The organism is Pseudanabaena sp. BC1403 (assembly GCF_002914585.1).
GTDB lineage: Bacteria > Cyanobacteriota > Cyanobacteriia > Pseudanabaenales > Pseudanabaenaceae > Pseudanabaena.
The window spans coordinates 63040-87781 of record NZ_PDDM01000009.1 but is presented as its reverse complement, the minus strand read 5'-3'; the positions used below and the strand labels follow the sequence as shown (position 1 = coordinate 87781).

The 24742-nt window shown below is 42.4% G+C and carries 15 protein-coding genes and 1 pseudogene; 7 read left to right on the top strand and 9 right to left on the bottom strand.

Features of this window, described 5'->3' with window-relative positions; all coding sequences use genetic code 11:
• Positions 1-172: 172 nt before the first annotated feature.
• Complete coding sequence (locus CQ839_RS10250; protein ID WP_103668182.1) at positions 173-610, bottom strand: ATP-binding protein; 438 nt, start codon at positions 608-610, stop codon at positions 173-175.
• 171 nt (positions 611-781) lie between these two features.
• Here CQ839_RS10250 and mrdA point away from each other — a divergent pair, with 171 nt between their 5' ends.
• Positions 782-2611: a penicillin-binding protein 2 gene (gene mrdA, locus CQ839_RS10245; protein ID WP_103668181.1), complete on the top strand. Its 1830-nt coding sequence runs from the start codon at positions 782-784 to the stop codon at positions 2609-2611.
• Positions 2612-2682: 71 nt separating this feature from the next.
• On the opposite strand, the gene ilvC is transcribed toward mrdA, so the two are convergent.
• Together ilvC and CQ839_RS10235 are read right to left on the bottom strand one after the other, a co-directional pair.
• Complete coding sequence (ilvC, locus tag CQ839_RS10240) at positions 2683-3678, bottom strand: ketol-acid reductoisomerase (protein ID WP_103668180.1); 996 nt, start codon at positions 3676-3678, stop codon at positions 2683-2685.
• Between the two features lie 319 nt (positions 3679-3997).
• Complete coding sequence (locus CQ839_RS10235; protein ID WP_374937740.1) at positions 3998-4504, bottom strand: GNAT family N-acetyltransferase; 507 nt, start codon at positions 4502-4504, stop codon at positions 3998-4000.
• A gap of 216 nt (positions 4505-4720) precedes the next feature.
• Here CQ839_RS10235 and petB point away from each other — a divergent pair, with 216 nt between their 5' ends.
• Positions 4721-5368, top strand: a complete 648-nt coding sequence (petB, locus tag CQ839_RS10230) for a cytochrome b6 (RefSeq protein WP_103668178.1) — start codon at positions 4721-4723, stop codon at positions 5366-5368.
• An 83-nt stretch (positions 5369-5451) separates the two neighbouring features.
• Entirely contained in the window at positions 5452-5937 is a 486-nt protein-coding gene (gene petD, locus CQ839_RS10225; protein WP_094528536.1) for a cytochrome b6-f complex subunit IV, read from the top strand.
• 58 nt (positions 5938-5995) lie between these two features.
• On the opposite strand, the gene CQ839_RS10220 is transcribed toward petD, so the two are convergent.
• Both CQ839_RS10220 and CQ839_RS10215 read right to left on the bottom strand, forming a co-directional pair.
• On the bottom strand, positions 5996-7747 hold the full coding sequence (locus CQ839_RS10220) for a ShlB/FhaC/HecB family hemolysin secretion/activation protein (protein WP_258040691.1): 1752 nt from the start codon (positions 7745-7747) through the stop codon (positions 5996-5998).
• A gap of 181 nt (positions 7748-7928) precedes the next feature.
• Positions 7929-12296, bottom strand: coding sequence for a CHAT domain-containing protein (locus tag CQ839_RS10215; RefSeq protein WP_103668177.1), 4368 nt, complete (start codon positions 12294-12296; stop codon positions 7929-7931).
• A 386-nt stretch (positions 12297-12682) separates the two neighbouring features.
• Between CQ839_RS10215 and aroC the strand changes: the two genes are divergently transcribed.
• Together aroC and uvrC are read left to right on the top strand one after the other, a co-directional pair.
• Positions 12683-13765 (top strand): chorismate synthase, encoded by a 1083-nt coding sequence (gene aroC / locus CQ839_RS10210; protein WP_103668176.1) that lies wholly within the window; start codon positions 12683-12685, stop codon positions 13763-13765.
• A 157-nt stretch (positions 13766-13922) separates the two neighbouring features.
• Positions 13923-15806 (top strand): excinuclease ABC subunit UvrC, encoded by a 1884-nt coding sequence (gene uvrC / locus CQ839_RS10205; RefSeq protein ID WP_103668175.1) that lies wholly within the window; start codon positions 13923-13925, stop codon positions 15804-15806.
• Between the two features lie 29 nt (positions 15807-15835).
• Here the strand turns inward: uvrC and CQ839_RS10200 are convergent, their stop codons facing one another.
• On the bottom strand, positions 15836-16765 hold the full coding sequence (locus CQ839_RS10200) for a glycosyltransferase (protein ID WP_181016164.1): 930 nt from the start codon (positions 16763-16765) through the stop codon (positions 15836-15838).
• A gap of 116 nt (positions 16766-16881) precedes the next feature.
• Here CQ839_RS10200 and CQ839_RS10195 point away from each other — a divergent pair.
• Positions 16882-16983: pseudogene (locus tag CQ839_RS10195) on the top strand (dTDP-4-dehydrorhamnose 3,5-epimerase family protein); the annotation flags it as partial.
• A gap of 202 nt (positions 16984-17185) precedes the next feature.
• Here the strand turns inward: CQ839_RS10195 and CQ839_RS10190 are convergent.
• The 3 genes from CQ839_RS10190 to CQ839_RS10180 form a co-directional block, all read right to left on the bottom strand.
• On the bottom strand, positions 17186-18517 hold the full coding sequence (locus CQ839_RS10190; RefSeq protein WP_103668172.1) for a hypothetical protein: 1332 nt from the start codon (positions 18515-18517) through the stop codon (positions 17186-17188).
• A 143-nt stretch (positions 18518-18660) separates the two neighbouring features.
• Complete coding sequence (locus CQ839_RS10185) at positions 18661-19884, bottom strand: glycosyltransferase family 4 protein (protein WP_103668171.1); 1224 nt, start codon at positions 19882-19884, stop codon at positions 18661-18663.
• 16 nt (positions 19885-19900) lie between these two features.
• The gene (locus CQ839_RS10180) at positions 19901-20995 is read right to left on the bottom strand and encodes a hypothetical protein (RefSeq protein WP_103668170.1); all 1095 of its coding nucleotides are present in this window, start codon (positions 20993-20995) and stop codon (positions 19901-19903) included.
• A 224-nt stretch (positions 20996-21219) separates the two neighbouring features.
• Between CQ839_RS10180 and mfd the strand changes: the two genes are divergently transcribed.
• A complete protein-coding gene (gene mfd, locus CQ839_RS10175; RefSeq protein ID WP_103668169.1) occupies positions 21220-24648 on the top strand; it encodes a transcription-repair coupling factor in 3429 nt (1142 codons plus the stop codon).
• Positions 24649-24742: the final 94 nt, after the last annotated feature.

Below are 24742 nucleotides of genomic sequence, written 5' to 3'. Positions count from 1 at the left end.
AGCAAAGAAGTTATTAAGATCTGCATAACCTTATCTTAAACTTTATGTTATTAAATATACGATTTTGTCTCTAGGAAAACAAATTCTGATGTTTTTTATACAGTAGGTAAAAATGAAAAATTATAGAGAGAAGACTGCTCTATGGGTTGCTTTCCCTATTTATCGATATAATTCAAAAAATCATTGGCTTACTTAATCGATCAATACGCTTACACAAAGTCAAACGATGTGTGCAAATATCCCAATGCACATGTTCAAAAATCTTGCGTAATATATAAAAGCCTCTACCACATTCCAAATCATGACATGGTGTGGGATCATCTTTTGAACCGCCAGAGGATTGCAGATCGTTACCCTGATCAGTGATCACCCACCAATAGGCTTGCGAAACTATTGAAAATTTAACAGTGATTTGCTTGCATGGATCGAGCGAATTACCATGCTTTACTGCATTAACTAATGCTTCTTGCAAACCCAATCGTAATTCTGGCTGCCATTCTGACGGGACTTCGTCAAGCAACAGGTCTAAGACTGGAGCAAGATAGAGAGTTGAAGTAAAACTGAGATTTCTCCACTTTCGTCCTACAGGACGCACAGGTGTCACAATCACTGACTTTTAACTCCTCTGAAAGACTTCTGTAGCTTGATTTTGTGCTTTGTGAACAGCAAAAATATTCACTAAACATGCAATGGAATTAATTAAATTCACGATCGCCATACAATAGATCTATATCTCTATATTCTAGCGAAAAAATCTTTCTTAAAATCTTTCCTAAGCAATATGACTTTTACGCAACGACAAATTTCTCCTTTTAATCCCACCGAAAATACGCGCACGATGGGAAAAGGGATGCGGGCGGCTATTTTATTTTTGTTAAGTGTATTAGTGCTAATCGGGGTTTTAGGCGGACGATTATTTTACTTGCAGCTGATTGAAGGCGATCGCAATCAACAACTTGCGGAAAATAATCGGATTAGATTAATTGCTAAACCGCCAGAGAGGGGAAGACTATTTGATCGCAAAGGTAATATTCTCGCTTCAAGCCGCTTAGCGCATGTAGTTTACCTATGGCCGATCGCTCAATCTAAAGACAAATGGCAACCAATTATTAATCGTTTAGCTGGGTTAATTGGCGTTTCAGCACAGACGATTACAGATAAGCTTGAACAGGAAGGCTATAACTCACCGAACCTAGTCCGAATTTCTGCGTCGATTAGTCCCAAGCTCGTAACTGTTCTCTCCGAGCATAGCCTTGAATTACCGGGGGTAAAGGTTGAGGCTGAAGCAGTGCGCTATTACCCCAATGGTGATGTTGCAGCTCATGTGCTGGGCTATACAGGAGAACTAACTGCCGAAGAGTTACCCAAATTACGCGAAAAAGGTTATCGACCTGGGGATGTGATTGGTAAAGCAGGAGTAGAATATGCCTTTGAAAATCAGCTGCGTGGCGAATGGGGCGGACAACAGGTAGAAGTCGATGCTTTTGGTAAGGTGCTGCGAATTTTAGGTCAGAAACCACCTAAAGCGGGTAACGCCGTCAAAATGACACTTGACGCAGATTTAGAAAAAGCAGTAGAAAAGATTTTAGGCGAGCAGCAAGGCGGGATTATCGCGATGAATCCTAATAATGGGGAAATACTCGCCATGGTTAGTCATCCCGCCTTTGATCCAAATCTATTTTCGGGCAAGATTTCTGACGCAACATGGAAACGACTGCAAGAAAAAGACCATCCCTTTGTCAATAGGGTTTTACAGGTATACCCCCCTGCTAGTACTTTTAAGGTTGTGACGATGGCCGCAGGTTTAGAAACCAACAAATTTGGCATAAATGATGTCCTTGCGACCTACCCATATCTTGATATCGGTGGTTTTCAGTTTTGGGATCACAACAAAGCAGGGTTTGGCACAATTGGTTTTTATGAGGCGATGGCATATAGCAGCAACACTTTCTTTGGACAGGTAGGTATGCGCGTGGGTGAGAAAGATCTTGCCGCATGGTCGCATAAATTTGGTTACGGTGAATATTCAGGCATTGAAATAAAAGAGGAAGAAACCAAAGGTACAGTTCCAGACGAAGAGTGGAAAAAGCGGGTAATTGGCGAACCTTGGTATGTCGGTAATACTCTGAATATGTCGATTGGACAGGGTGATGTGCAGGCTAATCTTGTGCAAGTTTCGATGATGACTGCTGCTGTTGCTAATGGTGGATTTAAAATTAGACCCCATTTGCTCTTGGACGATAATGATGCAAGGGAATGGCGACAATCTCTGAATATAGCGCCATCAAATTTGGCAGCATTGCAAAAGGCTTTAAGATCTGTATTTGAGTTCGGTACTGCCGCATCGCTAAATTCATCGGAAATAGCGATGGCAGGTAAGTCTGGCACTGCCCAAGATCCTCCTCGTCTTAATCATGCATGGTTTACAGTATATGCACCCTATGAAAAACCTGAAATTGTCGTAACTGTATTTGCAGAGAATGCAGGTGGGGGTGGTGGTAGTGCAGTTGCAGCCCCTCTGGCAGTGCAAACGATTGAGGCTTATACGCAAATCAAAAAACAGCCAAATTCCCCCAATAATACGCCAGCTCCTGCGGTAACAAACAACTAAAAAAGCGGCGCTTCGCGCCGCTTTTTTATCTTAATATTCAGCAATATTTGAGCGAATCTTGAGCTGTTTGCTTAGATCTTCTTCAACCAGCTAAACATTGCTCGGAGATCTTTGCCAACTGACTCAATCTGGTGCTCTGCTTCTTGGCGACGCATCGCGGTGAAACCAGGTTTGCCAGCTTGATTTTCGAGGACAAACTCACGAGCAAATTGACCAGATTGAATTTCCGAAAGAATTTTCTTCATTTCGACCTTAGTCTGCTCATTAACCACGCGAGGACCACGAGTGTAATCACCATATTCAGCCGTATTAGAGATGCTGTAACGCATATTCGACATACCGCCTTCAACCACCAAGTCCACAATCAGCTTCACTTCATGTAGGCACTCGAAGTAGGCGAGTTCGGGCTGATAGCCAGCTTCTACAAGGGTTTCAAAACCAGCCTTGATCAGCGCGCACAAGCCACCGCAAAGTACAGCTTGTTCGCCGAATAGATCGGTTTCAGTCTCTTCACGGAAAGTCGTTTCGAGAACACCGCCGCGTGTACCGCCGATACCCTTGGCATATGCCATCGCGCGATCGCGTGCTTGTCCTGTGGCATCCTGATACACAGCAAACAAAGCAGGAACTCCTTGACCTTGGGTATATGTGCGACGCACCAAGTGTCCAGGGCCTTTAGGAGCAACCATGATCACATCGACATCCACAGGAGGCACAACTTGCCCGAAGTGAATGTTAAAACCATGGGCAAAGGCTAGGGTATTACCAGCTTTGAGGTTTGGAGCAATTTCGTTAGCATAGATTGCTTTTTGAGTTTCGTCAGGCAATAAAATCATAATTAGGTCAGCAGCAGCCGATGCGTCTGCAACAGTCTTAACTGTTAGACCTTCAGATTCTGCTTTTTGCCATGAAGGACTGCCTTGATATAACCCCACGATGACATCCACGCCGCTTTCTTTTAGGTTAAGGGCATGGGCGTGACCCTGAGAACCATAGCCGATAATTGCAACTGTCTTACCTGCTAGAAATTCAAGATTTGCGTCCGTGTCGTAGTACATCCGAGCCATAGTGTGGTTATCTCCGAGACAAAAGATTGGGTGAGTAGTTTTTTAGATGTAGTTTGGAAGATTTATTGTCAATTGCCTTCAAACACTTTTCCTAGTCTATCAAAAATCGTCACAACTCTTTAAAGATATTTACCGTGCTGACAATTCTCATTATCAAAATGGGTCTCATAATGAGAATTGCTGTTACCGTGCCATGCCTATAGCAAGGTAAATGTCTTTACAAATGACATTCTAATAGAATAATCCAAATCAAAATCATTGCGGCGGGCAAAGTCCGTCGCAATGATTTTGATTTGGATTGTGTATTGCTTAGCCGTCTCTAAGTGCGCCGCCGTAAGCGAGGACGATTGCGATCGGCTTTATCTCGTTCGTAATTGATTAGTCTACCGTAATATTCATGTTTAGCCAGATTTAGGGATAAGAAAACATGTTCTCTGGCATTTCCAAAACCTTTGCGGGTAAAGAAATTAATTGCTGGCGTATTTGCGGGATCGGTATCAACGAGCATAAACCTTACATTGTCCTCAATCATCCGCTCAACGATTTTATCGACTAGGCGATCGGCAATACCCCGACGCTGAAAACTTGGGCTAATACCTAGCCAAGTAATATATCCATATTTCCATGAAGCTTTAATAATGATTGTGCCGAGAATAAATCCTGCTAGTTGATCATCGACTTCGGCTACTAAGCAATATTCAGAATCGGTATTATACATACCGATCACCTCCCACTCGTCCCATGTGCGGTAGAGATATGGATAGAGATCGCTGGTAAATAATTGCTCACCCAAGTGAAAAATCGGGGCAATATCATCGATATTCATCTCGCGGATCGAGACACTATTGCTTTCAGGGCGATCGCGATCGCTATCCTTGTCGGTAGATTTATCAGGTAAATCGTTCATAATTGTTATGTATATTTTTAAAAACCTGTTAAAAAACTATGTTTGAGTTTGCTTACATCTGTCAAAAGCATTAAAATATATTACAGCTATCAAAAAATTGTTAAATAGTTCAGCAATCTTGGGTTTTTCAATTACATGAGTAAAGTTTACGATTGGTTTAACGATCGCCTTGAAGTCGGGGCGCTCGCTGAGGACGTTACTAGTAAGTACGTTCCCCCTCACGTCAATATTTTTTACTGTCTCGGTGGCATCACCCTCACCTGCTTCCTGATTCAGTTCGCGACAGGTTTCGCGATGACCTTTTATTACAAGCCATCTGTAACCGAAGCATTTGACTCAGTACGCTACATCATGACAGATGTTAACTTTGGTTGGCTGATCCGCTCAGTCCACCGTTGGTCAGCAAGCATGATGGTTTTGATGATGATCTTGCACGTTTTCCGCGTGTATCTAACTGGCGGTTTCAAAAAACCCCGCGAATTGACATGGATTACTGGTGTAATCCTTGCTGTAATTACTGTTACCTTTGGTGTAACAGGCTACTCCTTACCTTGGGATCAAGTAGGATACTGGGCAGTAAAGATCGTATCTGGCGTACCTGATGCAATTCCTGTTGTTGGCGGAACGTTAGTTGAACTATTGCGCGGTGGTCAAAGCGTTGGTCAACCGACTCTTACCCGCTTCTACAGCTTGCATACCTTTGTATTGCCTTGGTTGATTGCGGTATTCATGTTGGCTCACTTCTTGATGATCCGTAAGCAAGGTATTTCTGGTCCTTTGTAAGGTTTCTTATCCTAGAAACACTTATTGAATTTTCCTATTAGATAATTTTAGAAAATCATAACGCAATAATATCGAGCAATAAAATGGCAAAGACTGAGAAGCTCCCCGATTTAAATGATCCAATTTTGCGTGCAAAGTTGGAAAAGAACATGGGTCACAACTACTATGGCGAACCAGCTTGGCCAAACGACCTGTTGTACATGTTCCCAGTTGTAATTACTGGCACGATCGCATTGATCACTGGTTTGGCTGTGCTTGACCCCACTATGGTCGGCGAACCTGCAAACCCTTTTGCAACTCCTTTGGAAATTTTGCCTGAGTGGTTCTTATATCCTGCATTCCAAATTTTGCGGATTGTTCCTAATAAGTTATTAGGAGTACTGCTCCAAAGTTTGATTCCTGTTGGCTTGATTCTCATTCCTTTCATTGAGAATGTAAACAAGTTCCAAAATCCTTTCCGTCGTCCTGTAGCGATGGCTGTTTTCTTGTTTGGGACAGCTGTTACTCTTTGGCTAGGAATTGGTTCAACAATGCCAATTGACAAGTCTTTGACTTTAGGCTTGTTCTAAGCATCACGCCAATTTAAACAAAAAGAAGGACAGCGCTTCGCGCTGTCCTTCTTTTTGTTTAAAAATTTGCATTTACTGAGAAATAAAGTCCTGAATCCTGTAAATTATTGCCAGAGTTAGAGACATTTACTAGAGGAATACCATAGTCAAGACGCAGGGTTAGATTGCGTAGTGGTTGATAGGTCGCGCCTAAGCCCAGACCAAACAATGACTGAGTTGTCGAATTTATACCTGAAGAATTCCAAATTGTGCCAGCTTCCACAAAAGGTAATAGTTTGACAATGGCTGATCCTTCTTCATCTCGCGCCACAGGGAATTGAAACTCTACCGAAGCCTGAATCCCGCTATCACCCGCCAGTTGATTTTGGCGATAGCCACGAATAGATTGAGGACCGCCAATACTAAACCGATTAAGAGACAGTAACTGATCTCTTGAAAACTGCATATTGAGTCGAAAGAACGCCAAGGTATCTTTATCATTACCAAGACGTTGAACTCTCAGCACCTGTCCAATCCAATAGAAAAATCTACCATCAGGCGAACCATCATTGCGAATCGTTGCTCCAAGAATATTTAGACCCAGATTTAGAGTAGAGCGCAATACCCAAGCACCATCTGGATCGCGGTTTAAATAATCTTGACTAAATCGTAAAACTCTTGACTGCGATCGCCCATCATCAAACTTAAAATTTTGAAAATTAAACGATCGATTACCAAAATAAGAGCCACTATTCTCAAAAGCGATACTGGCTCCAAGGGTAAACTCTTCACGTGGCGATCGCAATAAAGGTTGACGGTATGCTAATTCATAGGTTTGCGAATCTGTGAGAATATTTAAGCTATCGAAGGGCTTCTCAGTAATCGGGTTTTGACCTGCGGAAAAGTTAAAGCTTATGGTTCCAGCTTGGGGATTAATCGGGTATTGATAATTGAGTTGATAAACATCGGAGCTGCCAGAACGAGTATATCCTGCAAAAAGTGAGTCCCCAATACCTGTGGTGTTAAGTTCTTGTAGATTTACCCCAACCCGATAGATCCCAGTAGAAGTGTTGCCATAGTTATCAAAAAATGGACGGATGCTCAGAGACTTTGCTTCGCTAAGCGTGATTTGCAAAATGCTCTGATTTTGTTGGCTACCTGTCGTTAAATTAGCTCTAATATCCCCAATTAAAGGATCAGAGCGCAATAACTGAAGAGCATCTTCTAAGCTCGTAAAGTTAAGAGGTGTTGATCCTGCTTGCAAAATGCGATCGCGGATATAGCTATCATTTAATCTGCCGACGACATCTCCCGATCGCTTGACATCAACTCGCTCTAAAGATCCTTCTCTGACTTGAATTGTGACCACACCATCTTTAATATCTTGCGGTGCAAGGATCGCACGAGAAGTAATATAATTGCGATCTTGATAGATTTGAGTGATTTTATCGGCAATTTGTTGCAACTGGCTGAGCGTAACCGATTTATTTTGGAGGGGCAATACCAGTGTTTCTATTTCCCCTGATGTGAGAATTGAACTTCCTAAAATATCAATTCGCTTGACTGGAATTAAGGTTCCATTTTGAGGTACTCGTAATGGTTGATCTGGTGAGCTGGTAGAAGGGTTTGATTGGGAAAGATTGAGAATCGGAACTTGAGGTTTAACTGGCAACCTTGGGGATAGGGATTCTGGTGGTCGGGTTAACGGGGAAGATGAGGGGGCTTGTTGGGCATAGCTAGGCAATCCGATGCAACTAAGCAGTAAGCTAGGTAGCGAGACCATGATGATTTTGATACTTGTCTTGATCAGACAGTTAAAATTTTGCTTCACCCTACACACCTCAAATTGATAGCTTATATAAATCTTGTAGCCTCAAGATTATGATCGCATTACTATACACAGCAATTACAGCAATTTAAGATCAAAAGCCCCAGAACCAAGTTTTTTTAAAGTGTTGCAAATCAACACTTTAAAAAAACTTAGTTCTGGGTTGAGAGCAACGTGATGTAACTCATAGCCAATTGCCCACCAAAATAAAGGACGACCAAAAGAAAGGGTGACTAATATCGACATTTCCAGTTCCCTTTGGCAAAGTGATCGCGGCTAAACCTTCAACCCCGACAATTTGATTATTCACAATCTTAACTTTCTCTTTTATCAAAGCAAGCTGCGCTTTTCTTAAAGCCGTAGCCTTGCTAATTGCATCAGGAAAAGCTTTGTAAAAACTAATCATCAAAGGTGCTGTCCCTGCATCCGACACTGCCCACAGAGACGCAAGAATGCTTCTTGCCCCTGACTCAACCGCCAACCCACTAATACCAAGATTGTTGCCAACAGCAGTTTCACAAGCACTTAAGGTCAGCATATCAATCACAGGCTGATCAAATCTTAGTCCAGGAATTTGATGCGATCGCAGCTTACTATCCCAAAACTGAATAAACGACTCATTAGAGCGATCTTGCAAGAACTTTCCATGAGTTCCTAAATGGAGAATTCCATATTTCGCCTTACCGCGTTGCGCTTGAAGATTATTGACAGTAAAGTCTCGATCTAAAAACGTAGTCCCAGCTAGCACCTGATTAGCAATCGTTCTAATTTCCACTTCCACGGCTGGCAAGGCACTCAAGCCTTCTCTTGCCTCGGTTAGCCCCATTGCTAAAACCCGTGAGTTTTGGCGATCGCGTTCTTCTAGTCTGGTCACTCGTAATGCGGGAATATTTGCCGAAGCATAGCGCTCTACTAAGAACTGTTTGCCATCATGAAGGGCAGCAGGAGGGATCACTCGCAAGCCAGAGTCCATCACAAATACAACTGTTTCAATCTTTAGTGCTTGTAGTTGAGCATCAATCGGACGCATCACCCAGTCATAGAGCTTCTGCGCTTGCTCTAGATAATCTAGTGAACTTGTATCGCGGAGGCTGGCTCGATAATCCGTCAAAACTGTAATGATTTCTTCTTCGCTAGAATAGTTGGTATAGCGATGAAAAGGTTTGCCAAGTTCTTTAGGCGGGATGACTAGAATCTCGATGCGATTGTTCAGCATGATCGGATAGATAAGCACAGAGGGGCTTCCAGATCGCTTTGAAACATCGCTTAGGATATCTTGGGCTTGGTTGATGCTTAATGTCGGTAGCTTGAGAGTTTCTCCCAAGAAAACCCCTAACTCTGAGATATAGGCTTTTTCAATAGCCTCAAAAGCTTTTTCTAAGTTCTCTTCTTTTAAAAAGCGATCAACGTCTTTTTTCATGATATCCCTGATTTGGATCAGAATCTTCGTCTCAGGAGGATTGGGATTGACCTCAACTATCTTCTTTGGCGGTGTGAAAACAGTTTCACCTGCAGGAGCGACAAGAATATTGCCTTGTGCAAAAATACTTGTGCCGACGGGAATAATTCTGCCTAAAGCCAAGGTGGAAGAACCAGTAGTGACGATGCCTGTAGTTCCATTGGTACTTGAATTACCAATCACAAAAGGAGTAAGTCCACCATGACGCAGAAATATCTGACCACCTGTGCCACCACTGTTACTGGCAGAACAAATGCTCGCTCCTGCACAAGCGGCAAATACATTAGACACAAAGCCAGTAACTCTGATATTACCACCTGTAGATGAAGCAAAGAAATTGCCACCTTGAATCGATCCCGATGTATTCGCAGAGGCTAGAACAATGTCACCGATCGGATCAAGGGAAATATTGCCACCGACACCGAGATCACTGCTGGTATTAAGGTTAGTGGTTGTAATGCTATTACGGGCTTTGAAGTTAATATTGCCACCATTGCCATTGATAGAACTAGCATCAATATCTCCTGTGGTTGTATTAATCGATCCATTACTACTCATCAAGTTAATGACACCACCACCTAAGTTACCTGTCGCCAAAATTTCGGATGTATTTATATCACCAAATGCTTGAAAACTAATAGTTCCACCATTCCCATTCCCTCCATTGATCCTTGCTCTAACAGTACCGAGGGTCGTGTTAATCGATTCACTAGTGCTAGTAACAAAGATAGATCCTGCGTTACCTATGAAATTACTACCTGCGGCAAGATCACCAGTTGAGATATTTCCTAATGCTTGAAGGAAGATGCTCCCGCCATTCCCCAATGAAGTAGTACTTAGTAATCCTGCGGTGGAGTTAATAAAACCAGATTGACTAATCAAACTGATTCTCCCACCGTTACCATTCCCGTCAAATGTTCCAGCCGATATAGTCGCAGTAACGATATTATTTGCTGCTAGAAAGAAAACATTGCCACCATTGCCAATATTTGAATTTCCAGCCCCCACCTCGCCCAAACTAGTATCAATTGAGCCACCTAAACTAGTAAACGAAATCGTGCCAGGAATACCATTACCACCAAAAGCAATAAACGAGCCCACAGCCGCAAGTGGCGCAACCCCAGCTCCAGTCTTAATATTACCGAATGCTTGAAATGTAATATTGCCACCATTCCCGATTGTAGCAACTGCATGGACACGCCCAGAGCTAACATCGATCGCACCGTTAGTACTTGTTAAAGAAATATTACCTGCATTGCCAACTGGAGAAGCATTGGAAGAAATGCTGTAAGTAATACCAAATAGTGAAGTAAAGGTTCCCGTAGTTTGAATATTTCGCCCTGCTTGGATAGTGACATTGCCACCATTGGCAGGAGGCACAGTAACAGCATTGGAAATTGTATCAATGCTATTCAAACTGACATCTCGACCTGCCGTAAGGTTTACGTCAGCGGCACTATCAGTAGCAGGAGATGTTTTTAGCGCTCCTACTCCGACGATATCTCGACCTGCTGTAAAGTTAATTGCCCCAGCATTTGTGGCGATATTATCGTTGACGTTGATATCCCTGCCAGCTTGAGCCGTCAACCCCACGCCTAATGTAGTAATTGCTACTGGGGTATTGAAATTTATATCATTGGTAGCCTGTAATATGACATTCGATGTTGCGCCGTTAATCAAACCTACAGTTAGGAAGTTACCTGGTTGAAATGCAGTATCTGGATCACTAAATTGATCTACATCAGTCAATCCAGCAAAAAAACCTATAGTAGCAAAGAGAACAACGTTAATATCTGTGGGATCAAGTAGTAATGTTCCTGTTTTTCCATTAGGAGCTAATGTATTTACATTTCCTCTGTAATCAAGATTCTGTTTTCCAGAGACTTCCACAAAGCCTCCATCACCAGAAAGAGTTCCACCCTTGGCAATAATCGATCCAAGAAATCTCGTATTAAGATCAGACCAGACGATCGCAGTACCAGCATTTCCACGCAAGATGGCGCTAACATCGATCTTCGAGCTACTATTCACAAAAGTTTTCAGTGCATTTGGAGCAATTCCATTACCCTGAAAATTGCCGCCAATCAGAACTGTTCCGCCCCCAAGCGCTCCCGATGCATCAACCTGAGCATTCACCAATCCTACTTTTTCACCAAAAACTCCAATACTGCCTGCTTTTGAGTCTGAAGAAGATACATCGACTCTTCCCGATATAACTGACATTCCATTGGTCACCGTAATATCGTTAGCCGCAGGATTTGCCACTAGAGCCAGCGAACCATCAGCTTTGACCACTACTTGATTGGCTTCTGGTACTTTGCCAGTAAGTAGCTCCGCTAGTTTGGGTAACTCTGTAATTTTGCCGCTCCAGTTAGTAGGAATAGCATTATTTGTCACTTGCAAACCTAAAACTGCATCAGGCGATCGCAACTCAACTAGACTATTTCCTGCCACAGCAGTTAAGGCAATATTGCCACTAGGCGCAGTTAATGCGCCTGTATTGATAATGCTGCCACCAGTAAAAGTAATAGATTTACCAGTATCTACTGCTAAATTGCCTTGATTGATAATGCCAGCAGGTTGAGAGACAGCAAATCGAATAGTTTTCGGATCGCCATTGGGAAAGCTGAGGGAATTTCTGTCAACGCTAAAAGTACCGCTGTCAAAGCCCAATCCTGTCCCAGTTGTGGCATGAAAGGAGCCACCAATATCTAAACGAGCATTTTGTCCAAATACAATTCCATTGGGATTCATCAAATAAAGATTGGCATTAGGAAAAGCTTGACGGCTCTCAAGCGTGCCTAAAATCGCAGAGGGATTATCGCCTGTAACCCGATTGATAATGTTACGAACGTCAGCGCCATTTACCGCAGAGTTGCCAGTATTAAAGATTACGCCCGACTGCGGTACGTTAAATTCACTAAAGCTGTGATAAAGATTATTGCCATTGACAGTACCTGCTCCTGTTGGGGCGATCGCATTGCCATTTACTTGAGTAGCCGTAGTGCCATCAGTGGCAATCTGGGCTTGCGTTGATTGGGCGATGCTTAAGGAAGCGATCGCTGACAAAAGTAGACACAATTCATTTCTCATTTCAATTCACACCAGAGAAAAATTAATAACTACTGTCAGCAAAAAAATAGATCCAAGTAGGAAGGCTTAATTAAGAGTAGGATGCGTTAGTGAAACGTAACGCATCAACATCAATTAGTTGTTAATGATGGGTTAGCGATAGCGTAACCCATCCTACGTTTAATTCTCAAGAACTTATCTTCCCCCAAATTATCATGAAGTCCTAAAACAGTAAAGGATTTTTATTCGGCAATTTCTACTATTTGTTAAGCAAAAAAATGAGCGTCGGTATGAATCGATTAGAGTCATCTGTTTTCTGCTTCGACGAACAGACGTTAAAATTAGGTAATGGTCAAACTTAGGTCATCATTCATTTTTTAGAGTTTTTTAGGATTCAAAATTTAAACATGGGTAGTACATTCGGACATTTATTTCGCGTCACGACTTTTGGGGAATCACATGGCGGCGGTGTGGGGGCGATCATCGATGGATGCCCACCGCAGCTAGAACTGAGCGAAGCCGATATTCAAACTGACCTCGATCGCCGTAAACCAGGACAAAGCAAAATCGTCACCCCACGCCGCGAAGACGATCGCGCCCAGATCTTGTCAGGCGTATTTGCTGGCAAAACCCTCGGCACACCGATCATGATTTTGGTGCAGAACAAAGATGCTCGCAGCCAAGACTATTCCGAAATGGCTGAAAAGTTCCGCCCATCCCATGCTGATGCCACCTATCAAGCAAAATATGGTATTCGTAATTGGCAAGGCGGCGGCAGATCTTCAGCAAGGGAAACGATCGGACGGGTTGCCGCAGGTGCGATCGCTAAAAAAATCCTCAAACAAGCCGCAGGTGTAGAAATTATTGCCTATGTCAGACAGGTTAAAGACATGGTTGCATCTACCATCGATCCGAATACGGTCACAATGGAGCAAGTGGAAAGCAATATTTTGCGCTGTCCCGATCCTGAGATGGCGGAAAAAATGATCGACTTCATCGACAAAATTCGTCGCGATGGCAACTCCGTCGGCGGCATCATCGAATGTGTGGCGCGAAATGTACCTGTCGGTTTGGGCGATCCTGTATTCGACAAATTGGAAGCGGATCTAGCTAAGGCAGTCATGTCTTTGCCAGCTAGTAAGGGTTTTGAAATTGGCTCAGGATTTGATGGCGTTCATTTAACTGGTCGTGAGCATAACGATGAATTCTTCATGGAAGGCGATCGCATCCGTACAAGGACGAATAACTCAGGCGGCATTCAAGGCGGTATTTCCAATGGTGAAAACATCATTTTACGGGTTGCCTTTAAGCCTACTGCGACAATATTGCTAGAGCAGAAGACAGTATCAGCCGCAGGTGAAGATACTACCCTCACAGGTCGAGGTCGCCATGACCCTTGTGTATTACCTCGTGCCGTGCCGATGGTAGAGGCAATGGTGGCTTTGGTGTTGTGCGATCGCTATCTCAGCCAAAAAACAGTAAGTATTTAAATAAGCCAAGAACTAAAGTTCGTGGCTAAAAGCTCAAGTCGGTTGAAACCGACTGAAGAAATTCAACCCGTTAAAACGGGTTTTAGCTCTTAGCCCGCACTTGAGTGCAAGGCTTCTGCGCGGCTGGTTTGAGACAGCCTTTGGATATAATTGGATTATGACTGAGCCATTACTGCAAGATTCCGAAAAATTACAGGCGCGTTTAAAAGAAATACCTCTGGAAGCGGGGGTTTATTTTATGCGCGATCGCCATGATGGCGTGATCTATATCGGTAAATCTAAGGCTCTACGCAATCGCGTGCGATCGTACTTTCGTAGCAGTCAAGATCTATCGCCTCGCATCGCGATGATGGTGCAGCTAGTCCATGAAATCGAGTTTATAGTCACAGACTCCGAAGCCGAAGCCCTCGCCCTTGAAGCGAATCTGATTAAGCAATATCAACCCTATTACAACGTTCTTCTCAAAGACGACAAAAAATATCCATACGTCTGTATTACTTGGTCAGAGGACTATCCGCGTATTTTTATTACCCGCAAACGGAAGATGGGCGGGACAAAAGATAAATATTACGGGCCATATGTCGATGTCTTCAATCTCAAACGCACTTTAGGAATTATCAAACGCGCTTTTCCACTCCGTCAAAGACCAATACCAATGTTTAAGGATCGTCCTTGTCTGAACTATGACATGGGCTTATGTCCAGGAGTATGTCAGGAGCTGATTTCGCCCGAAGAATATCACAAAATCATGGTGCGAGTTGCCATGATTTTTCAAGGTAGATCCAGCGAGTTGATAGAGACTTTTACCGAGAAAATGGAATCTGCTGCTGAGGCTTTAGAATTTGAGAAGGCGGCAGATTTACGCGATCGCATTCAAGTTTTGCAAAATCTGGGAGCCAATCAAAAGGTATCTCTGCCAGATGATACTGTTTCACGCGATGCGATCGCCATGGCACAAGACGAGCAACATACTTGCATTCAGCTATTCCAAATTCGTGCAGGGCGACTGGTTGGGCGATTAGCCTTTGTTGCTGATAGTCAAAGTGACGTACCAGAGGCTATTTTGCAACGCACTTTAGAAGCCCATTATCAAAACTGTGATCCTGTCGAAATCCCCAATGAAGTCCATACCCAATTAGAACTGCCTGAAGTTGAGATTTTGCAAGCATGGCTTAGTGAGCGCAAAGGGCGTAAAGTTGCGATCGCCACACCGCAAAGGCAACTCAAAGCAGAACTAATCGAAATGGTGGAACGTAATGCTCAGTATGAGTTAGCGCGAATTCAAAAACAAAGCGATCGCAATTTGCAAGGATTAGAAGACCTAGCAGAAATTCTCAATCTCGCTAGTTTGCCGCATCGTATTGAAGGCTATGACATTTCCCACATTCAAGGCTCCGATGCCGTGGCAAGTCAAGTAGTCTTTATCGATGGTATTCCCGCGAAACAACATTATCGCCATTACAAAATCCGTAATCCAGACATTCAGACTGGTCATTCCGATGACTTTGCCAGCCTCGCAGAAGTCATTGCCAGAAGATTCAGAAATCACACCAATTTCAATGACGCTCAATCCCCAATCCCCAATCCCCAAAATGATTTCCCCGACGTAGTAATGATCGATGGAGGGAAAGGACAACTTTCATCAGTGATGAAAATTATTGATAAGTTGGGTTTGCGCGATCGCCTTACGGTAATTAGCCTTGCGAAAAAGCGCGAAGAAATCTTTTTGCCAGAACAGTCTGAGCCATTAATTGGCGGCGATCCAGAACGGGCAGGCGTACAAGTATTGCGCCGTTTGCGCGATGAGGCACATCGTTTTGCCATTACATTTCACCGCAAAAAACGTAGCCAAAGAATGCAGCGATCGCACCTCGATCAAATCACTGGTTTAGGTCATCATCGGCAAAAGGTATTGCTGGAAAAGTTCCATTCTGTTGATTATATCCGCCAAGCAACTGTTGAACAGATCGCTGAAACTGATGGTATTGGACATAAGTTAGCTCAGCATATTTATAACCATTTTCATTCAACCAATGACTGAGAATAAGCCGTGCAAAGCGCCGCCTATTCTCAGTCATTGAAGAGTAACTTACTTTCTTTATCCCAATTGCGATACATCCAAATTACTGTGTACCAATTCATATAAATCCGAAAAATCTCCATCGCAATTTCTGATTTACCCTGATCGCATAACCATGTTAATAAAGGCTTAAGCGTGCGATCATTAAGCGTACCACCAAGGGTGAGAATCCCCCATAGCGCAAGATGTAGCCAAGTTTTTTGAATCATTAACTTGACTTCCCATGTTGGATGTTTTTGATAAAAAATAATGCTCATTCGACCGCGTTGTTCCTCTAAATCAAGCAATCGGGGCATTTTATCAATGGAAAATTTAGCATGGTAATGGAAAGCGATCGCCCCCGCACAGGTCAAACGTTTTAAGCCCAATTTTTTAACCCGCATTCCTAACTCAAAATCTTCCCAACCATATTGGAAAAACCCAGTATCAAATTTTCCTGCTTCCAATAACCATTTACGGGCGATCGCTAAATTACAAGTATCAAAAATAGCGGCGGTAAAATATGGCACTGCTGAGACAGCCTCGGAATCAGGAGACTCCAGATTACTAGTATCTATGATCCGTCCATAGCTATAAACTTTTTCCCCTTGGGCAAGGGTTTCAGTATGAGCTTGAAGATATTCAGGATTAACCGTGATATCACTATCGACAAAGGCAATGTATTTACCAAGTGCAGCATCAATGCCATAGTTGCGGGCAGTAGCCGCAGCCGCATGGTCTTGGGTTAGTAGTCGCAGATGTGGATAGAGATCGCGATTAGCAGTTAAAAACTCCACCGTACCATCGGATGAGCCATCATCAATCACCAAAATCTCATATGACTGAGTTATGGTTTGTTTTTCCAATGCAGCAAGACATTTTTGCAAAATTGGCAAGCGGTTATAGGTTGGCACAACCACTGACCACAACATTTCCGACACTATGTTTCTCCTAAGCGATCGCAAAAAGGATTATAACCCTAAGTGTCTTTTGGCTTAGTGCGGTAAATGGACGATTTTAAGACATAATTTTGAGGTTGATGTCTCGCAAGATTTGCATGAAAGTCGAAATCACAGCAATTCCTGATATTTTGCTAATTACACCTAGAGTATTTGGCGATAAGAGGGGATTTTTTTATGAATCCTATAATCAAATGGTTTTGCAGTTTTAATCGAAGCTTGCACGCTCCGCTCCCATGCATCCGTACCAATATCGAAGACACATTATTATTGCTAGAAGCGGCTCGAAAAAATAAAGGCACTGGTTGCTAAAGAAGTGCCTTGTTAAATTGCTTTCTTTTTTATACCATTCCCTCTTGATCACTATTTCAGGGAATACATTACTATCATTTTTAATTTATATTAACCAATTTCAAGCTTCTGCATTTCTCGGCTTTCAAGATTTGGCAATAAGTAAATAAATCCACTAAAAAACCAAAAGTAAGGCAACATTGTGGGGTCAGTTACTAGCTGTCTACCTACATGAATTAGTTGAAATATAAATATAGCTAGCGCTAGTTTCTTATAAAAAGGATTTTTTAGATTGAGAAATACAGAGTATAAGGATATTAAAATAACTAATCTAAGTCCATACCACAAAATAAACCCCAATAGTCCAATTTCTATCATAACCCGCCCAGGCTCCTCTTCGGAAGGCGGCAATGATTCACCCGCAGGAAGTTCTAAAATCTGTCTCAGACTTGCTGCTCCACCTTGGGTGGCTCCTGTCCCATAACCGTCAAACCTATCTTTAGCAAAAACATCAGTGAAATATCCGAACGCACGATCAACCACTGAGTCACTAGCAGTATCAGCTCGATTATTATAGGATTGAATCGCTGGTTGAAAAAAGACTATCGCCATTAATGTTACTAAAGCGACAGGTAGAAATAAGCGAGAAACAAAATTCAGAGCAGTTTTATAGCTATTAAAAAACAAACAAACAAAATAGCTAATTGTGAATAATAATATGTACAAGATGATAGCCCTTGCTCCGCTCATAAAGCAATTCGCAACAACAAGTGTCAACTCAAATATATAAATTGTCTTCCACTTGAATGAGTCCGTTTGGGAAAGCAAAACTATTAGCAATGAGAAACAAACTGCAAGATAAACTTTAAGTCCTTGCAAATAAGAAAAAGTTCCTGTGATTCTGACAAACTCACCTGCTGTGGCAATTTCGGCTTCTGAACCAGACACATATATATTTAAGGGACTATCTATAGGGCTAAAAAATTGAACAATACCTAAAATACAAATAGGAATTAGGAGGAGTAAATAGTTCCGCAAAAAGTCATACAGCTCTGACTCAGAGTCAAACAGATGAGGAATTATCCATATAAGAGGAATGTATAACAAGTATGCTCTAATACCAAGTAATCCGATGATTGGGGAACCAAGGCTGGGATTGAAAGACTGAAGGAAACAAACAATCGCGATAACTAATGACAATTCTTTGATAAACGGATATCGATCTTCCAGTTGTCGAGGTCGGCTAGCAAAACCAATATAAGCGCCAATCAGTATGAAGTCTTTAAGAAAGTAGATTAGATCTTTTACTTGGGGAAAAGCCCATCTCCTCAAAGCCCCTTCTATCAAAACAATGACAAGAATAGTTTTGATAGATAGCTTCCAATTCTGTGATGCTCCAAAGATGATTAGCACCACAAATGTCAATGCACCTATTATTTCCATTTTCCAAAGTATATGCTTATTTGATTATTTCCTATAGTCCCTTGCTGACGGTAGTCATACAATGTAATTATTTTGTGGGCACTTTGCACCCACAAAATAATTACTAAAAACAATTACTTTGCAATACCACCGCTCCTAAATGACTATGATACTTTCTCTGGATGAAGATCAACAGGCTCAATCAATTTATCTAATGCTTGTACGATCGCTTCTGTATTTTCTTTTAGAGACCAAGACTTCATGCGCTCAGTAGCAGCCACGCCCATTGTCCGTAATTGTTTACGATTAGCAAGAATCTCTATAAGAATCTTTGTAAGTTGCTCCACATCGCCACAAGGATAAATAAAGCCGTTCTCACCATGTCTAATTAAATCGTAACCTGCGCCCACTTTATCACTTACGATAACAGGGCAGCCGCAAAGCATGGCTTCATTGACAACTACACCGAAAGGCTCATAGTCAGAAGATAAGACAAACAAATCTGAGGAACAGTATACAGAAGATAACTTAGATTGGTTGACAAAGCCCAAAAATCTAACTCTATGTTTAATTTCTAAAGATTCTGCTTCCAATTCGAGTTCTACTCTAAGAGTTCCATCTCCAGCAAATATTAGATAGCTATTTGGGACATTAGCTTTAGCAAAAGCTTTTAGAACATCTTGAGGACGTTTCCAAGGTTGAAGTTTGGCACAGAATAGTAAAACAGCCGAATCTGGGGGGACATTCCACTTTTTACGTACCAATTGCCTATCCACTTCATTAGTTTGTGATATCCACCAATCATTATCTACAGCAAATGGCGTAAGAGCAATCCGTTCTTCTGACATACCCAAACTACGAGCCACTTGCTTACCAGGAGTTGAGTTAACCATGACAATATCCGCTAGATTAAAAATTGGTGGCAGCAGCAATTTCTTTAACCAAGTTTTAACTCTTTGCTTATTACGCGGTTCTAGCCTACTAGTGTCAGTACAAAATAAAAACTTTTTTCTTGTCAATTTGGCAGATAAAACTGCGATCCAAAAACTGGCATAAGTATAGCCAGTATAGACAATCACAGCATCGAAATTCTCTTTGGCAATTAGGTTCCACAGTCCCAAATTTATAAGTCCCCAAAATTTGCCGCCAAGGCTAGGCTTAGGAGAATTATTCTCAACCTGTATCCAAGGAAATCCCTCTAACAGTGGGATATCCCATGCCACCTCGATCCCAAATCCATCATCATAACTAGCTTGAACTCCATTCATACTGCAATAGGCAACTTGGATGTTAAGTTTAGGATGCTTTGCCATAAGTTTAAACAGAGGGGATGCATACTGAACTGGGTGAGAGGCGACAATAAGAACTCGATACTTATGATTACTCATTAACTTTCTTCTTGTTCTAATGATTTAGGTACTTAGTAAATATTTTGGCTTGTGCAGACAAGTTATGCGTCTCGTACCAAGCATGGGCATGATTAGCTATTTCATATCCTGCCTCTAACGATAATTTGTTGCTTTTGTAAATAGTCGAAAAATAATGCTTATTCATTTCTAGACCATCTATTGGCGTTGCACTAGCATGAACCATACAGGGGATTAATCCATGGGCGCAGTAAGTAGCAAAAACCGAAGATTTTGCCAGATATTTAGGTGGAGGAAAGTTCAAAAAACCAACCAGAGAGTCTTTGAATATTTCTCTGATTTCTGAAGCTTCAATAATTCCTTTTTCTAAGATAGGAATACTAATAATATCTGATAATGTTAAACCAGTGGAAGCACCGATATCATAAATTTCTTCAATATTCAGACTTTGGGAAATTTGCTCTAACTCTACTAAACATTGTTGATAAACTTGCTTTCTACTATTTTTATGTCCAAATACTACTAATCTTTTTGTGCGTTCCAATGGCGATGGAAGATAGTTTGGCTCGCCAATGGTAGAAAATATGGGCAGAGTCACGATCGCTTTTTTTGGATTTAGATTTAATCTGTATAATGATTCAGCATAATCTTGGTTGCTGGTAATGCAGCGATCGCTTAATTTTGCTAATCTTGTGACTAATTTTTTTTGTAGTGGTGAAAGCCAAAAGGAACTCGTCCAAGGTGGAGTTCCAGATGCATAAAGTTCATGGAACATGGTAACAAGTATGCGATCTGGATACAAATTTTTCCAACGCTGTAAACCCTTAATCAACCAGACTGGACAACCGCGATTGGCATAGCCATAACCCACATAATGTAATAGAACTGGCGAGGTGCGATCGCCTTCTAAAAAAGACGTAAGTTGATCAGAGCTGCTATCTACAACTTGATTAATAGGAAATCCCTCAAGTTCTAATTCCCCTTTCCATTCAGGATTGCCAACAATAAATTGAGTTTGAATATTAAAATCCTTACGAAGCTGACGAGCTAAATTTAAAGCATAATCGCCAACGCCATCAATTGCCTTGGGAAGTCTAGGAACTATAGAGATTACAGTGGATAAATCACTCATAGTCTTAGTAAAATTTTACAGATTTGCCTAATATACTCTACTGTCATGCAGTCAGAAATATTTATAGCAATGCTCGAATTAGGTGGGACAACTCAAACCCAAAACAATATTTACATTGCTATACTTGGGAATTGCGTGAACATATCAAACCCTAATTGTTGCTAGACTTAGTAATAAGTGCCACCGATCGCATTTGTAAATTCGCTAATTTCACTATCTAGACCATGCCATTTTCCTCTGTAATTCGTTCATTAATCCGATCGCCTCTCACTGATGAACTAGAGAGTAAACTGGCACGTTCGCATCAACTCATTCTTTCGGGCTTATCACGAGTGGGTAAAGGCATCGTTAGCTCTACCCTGAGCCAAAAGCAAGAAAGACTGATGTTAGTCATCGCCGCTACGCTTGAAGAAGCGGGGCGCTGGTCGGTACAACTAGAAACAATGGGTTGGCAGACTGTGCATTTTTATCCCACCTCCGACGTATTACCCTACGAATCCTATACGCCAGAATCGGAGATCATTTGGGGACAGATGCAGGTTTTGGCGGACTTGACGAAGTGGGACGAGCAAGAAGGTGACAAGAAAAAAGTAGCGATCGTCGCCACCGATCGCGCCCTCCAGCCACATTTACCAAGCCCTGAAGAATTTAAAGAATATTGTCTATCCTTAGAAGTTGGTTCAGAGATAAAACTGAAGGATATAGCAGAGAAATTGACTCTGATGGGCTATGAATATACATCAACGGTCGAAACAGAAGGACATTGGGGAAGGCGTGGCGATATTATTGATATTTTCCCTGTTTCCAGTGAAATGCCCGTGCGGATTGACTGGTTTGGCGATGAAATAGAACGTATTCGCGAATTCGAGCCTTCTACTCAAAGACCACTTGATAGCATTGCTTCAGTTTTATTAGCGCCGATTAGCTATGGGCATATTCTCGGTCAATTGCCACAAAACGATCGCGATCTTGATGATGAATTCACTACTCAAGGGTTTGCTGTTCATCCTAGTTCTACGGCTTCTCTATTGGACTATTTGCCTAAATCAGAGCAATGCTTAGTGGTAATCGATGAAATCGATCAATGTCAAGCGCATTGCGATCGCTGGTATGAATCTGCGGAGGAAATTGCTCCTCTATCCTCTAAGGGCGAGGGGAAACTCCACCACTCCTTTGCAGAATGTCTAGAACAAATCCAAAAATTTGATCGCCTCGAACTATTTGAACTAGCCGAAGAAAATCGCGGCGTGAATATGTCCAGCCGTTCAATTCCTGCAATTCCCCATCAGTTTGGCAAACTTGCCCAAACAATCCGTGACTATCGCGAACAGAAATATAAAATCATTCTCGTTTCGGCTCAACCTTCCCGCACGGTTGCCCTCCTGCAAGAGCATGATTGCCAAGCCCAATTTATTCCTAATGTCCGCGATTATCCTGCGATCGAGAAAACCCATAACCTGCGCATCGCCGTTGCTTTGAAATATTCAGGCATTGCCGAAATCCAAGGTTTTGTGCTGCCTACTTATAGAATTGTGGTGATCAGCGATCGCGAATTTTTTGGACAGCACGCTCTTGGCACTCCCAACTATGTTCGCAAACGTAGACGCGCAGTTTCTAAACAAGTTGATTTAAATAAACTTTCCGCAGGTGATTACGTCGTCCACAAAAATCACGGCGTGGGTCAATTCATCAAATTAGAGAAGCTGACCCTAAATAATGAAACCCGTGAATATTTAGTCTTGAAATATGCTGATGGATTGTTGCGCGTAGTAGTCGATCAGATGTCGATCCTGTCACGTTATCGGGGGATGAATGAGGGCAGACCAGAGCTGCACAAGATGACGGGCAAAACATGGACAAACACTACTGCTAAAGCAAAGAAAGCAATTAAAAAGATTGCTTTTGATTTATTAGAACTTTATGCTAAGCGATCGCAACAGGTGGGATATGCTTTCCCGCCCGATAACCCTTGGCAGCAGGAGATGGAAGATTCTTTTCCCTATCAGGCGACACCAGATCAACTTAAAGCAACTCAAGATGTCAAACAAGATATGGAAAGTTGTCGTCCAATGGATCGACTCGTTTGCGGTGATGTGGGATTTGGGAAAACTGAAGTCGCTATTCGCACAATTTTTAAAGCTGTGACAACTGGTAAACAAGCTGCTTTACTCGTGCCAACGACTATTCTCGCACAACAGCATTATCACAGTTTACAAGAACGTTATGCTGCCTATCCAGTTAATATTGCTCTTCTCAATCGTTTCCGCACTACATCTGAGAAAAAAGAAATCTGTCGCAAGCTCAAAACTGGTGAACTAGATATTGTTGTAGGAACGCATCAACTTCTATCTAAAGATGTGGAATTTAAAGATTTAGGATTATTAGTAATTGATGAAGAGCAACGTTTCGGAGTTGCCCAAAAAGAGAAAATCAAAACCATGAAAACGGAAGTTGATGTGCTCACCCTCTCAGCTACGCCAATTCCGAGAACCTTATATATGGCGATGTCTGGGGTGCGCGAAATGAGTCTGATTACCACACCGCCACCATCAAGGCGCTCAATTATGACCCATCTCTCCCGCTATAACCTTGAACTAGTGCGAGCTGCCATCCGTCAAGAACTCGATCGCGGTGGACAGATTTTTTATGTGGTGTCGCGCATTGATGATATTGAGGAAGTCTCGGCGCGAGTTCATGAAATGTTGCCATCGGTACGAATGGCGATCGCACATGGACAGATGCCAGAATCCGAACTAGAGTCAACCATGCTCAGCTTTAGCAGTGGCGAATCAGACATGATGATTTGCACCACAATTATTGAATCAGGGCTAGATATTCCGCGCGTGAACACGATCATCATCGAAGATGCCCAAAGATTTGGACTTGCACAACTCTATCAATTGCGCGGTCGCGTCGGTCGGGCTGGCATTCAAGCCCATGCATGGTTGTTTTATCAAGAAAAGGGTGAACTAACCGATGTTGCACGCAAGCGGCTTAAAGCGATTCAGGAATTTACGCATCTAGGATCAGGCTATCAATTAGCAATGCGCGATATGGAGATTCGCGGTGTGGGTAATCTCTTAGGTGCGGAACAGTCTGGACAAATCAACACGATTGGCTTTGATCTTTACATGGAGATGCTGCAAGAAGCGATCGCGGAAATACGTGGCTCAGAGATTCCTGAAGTCGATGATACGCAGATCGATTTGCCGATTACCGCCTTTATCCCTGCCGAGTATATTCCCGACGGCGATCGCAAAATGAGTGCATATCGCGCCGTTTCTTCGGTGACTTCACGCCGCGAACTTGCTCAAATCATCGAAGATTGGCAAGATTGCTATGGGAAGGTTCCTGCTCCTGCGATGCAACTTCTCAAAGTAATGGAATTAAAATTAATCGCTAAGAGAATTGGCTTCTCGCGGATCAAGCCTGAAGGCAAACAACATGTTGTCCTAGAGTCGAAGATGGAGGAACCTGCATGGAAATTACTCCATCAGCATTTACCAAGCCATTTGCAGTCACGCTTTGTTTATAGTCAAGGTAATGTCACAGTAAGAGGATTAGGCTCACTATCCCATGACAAACAGCTTGATAGCCTGATTGAGTGGCTAGATAAAATGCATCTTGCAAAAGCCGAAGCACTGGGCAGCTAGGTAATACCAAAACACAAAGTGACTACACCACTTTGTGTTTTTAAAACCCTTACGGGGTTTGCTTTTTAATTCACAGAGGTGTTGTCACACTTTT

Coding starts and splice junctions, on each gene's coding strand:
- CQ839_RS10215 (WP_103668177.1), bottom strand. CDS start 12,296: ATGAGAAATGAATTGTGTCTACTTTTGTCAGCGATCGCTTCCTTAAGC.
- petD (WP_094528536.1), top strand. CDS start 5,452: ATGGCAAAGACTGAGAAGCTCCCCGATTTAAATGATCCAATTTTGCGT.
- CQ839_RS10190 (WP_103668172.1), bottom strand. CDS start 18,517: ATGGAAATAATAGGTGCATTGACATTTGTGGTGCTAATCATCTTTGGA.
- aroC (WP_103668176.1), top strand. CDS start 12,683: ATGGGTAGTACATTCGGACATTTATTTCGCGTCACGACTTTTGGGGAA.
- mfd (WP_103668169.1), top strand. CDS start 21,220: ATGCCATTTTCCTCTGTAATTCGTTCATTAATCCGATCGCCTCTCACT.
- CQ839_RS10235 (WP_374937740.1), bottom strand. CDS start 4,504: ATGAATATCGATGATATTGCCCCGATTTTTCACTTGGGTGAGCAATTA.
- mrdA (WP_103668181.1), top strand. CDS start 782: ATGACTTTTACGCAACGACAAATTTCTCCTTTTAATCCCACCGAAAAT.
- CQ839_RS10185 (WP_103668171.1), bottom strand. CDS start 19,884: ATGAGTAATCATAAGTATCGAGTTCTTATTGTCGCCTCTCACCCAGTT.
- ilvC (WP_103668180.1), bottom strand. CDS start 3,678: ATGGCTCGGATGTACTACGACACGGACGCAAATCTTGAATTTCTAGCA.
- petB (WP_103668178.1), top strand. CDS start 4,721: ATGAGTAAAGTTTACGATTGGTTTAACGATCGCCTTGAAGTCGGGGCG.
- CQ839_RS10180 (WP_103668170.1), bottom strand. CDS start 20,995: ATGAGTGATTTATCCACTGTAATCTCTATAGTTCCTAGACTTCCCAAG.
- uvrC (WP_103668175.1), top strand. CDS start 13,923: ATGACTGAGCCATTACTGCAAGATTCCGAAAAATTACAGGCGCGTTTA.